This window comes from Asaia sp. SF2.1 (assembly GCF_000505765.1).
Lineage (GTDB): Bacteria > Pseudomonadota > Alphaproteobacteria > Acetobacterales > Acetobacteraceae > Asaia > Asaia bogorensis.
Window position 1 is genome coordinate 166 of sequence record NZ_AYXS01000011.1, and the last position, 312, is coordinate 477.

General features: G+C 59.3%; 1 protein-coding gene. It reads right to left on the reverse strand.

Translation table 11 applies throughout. The features are described 5' to 3' along the window. On the reverse strand, positions 1-312 hold a 312-nt coding region (locus P792_RS26200), incomplete at both ends, for a Maf family protein (protein WP_200863468.1).

Genomic DNA, 312 nt, shown 5'->3' on the forward strand with positions numbered 1-312 from the left:
GTACGCCCACGCAGGGTGATAAGCTGTTCCCTGACCGCCTGCCTGTTTTCCGGCTTGTCGAAACCGACGCCATCGCACTCCAGAATCTGGTCTGCCGCGATCACGAAATCGGCGCTCATAAATTGCGGATTCGTTGAAAACTCTAGGGCCTTGGCATTTGCGAGCGCCAGTGCGATGGCGTTCTGACCCGCGTTTTCCGCCCGCATCCTGTCACGCAGTACAGACTCATCCAGCGCTACCGGACAGGACACCACATCGAGACCGGCACCGCGCAGCAAACCAAGCCGGGCCGTTGATCCACTGGCCAGTATT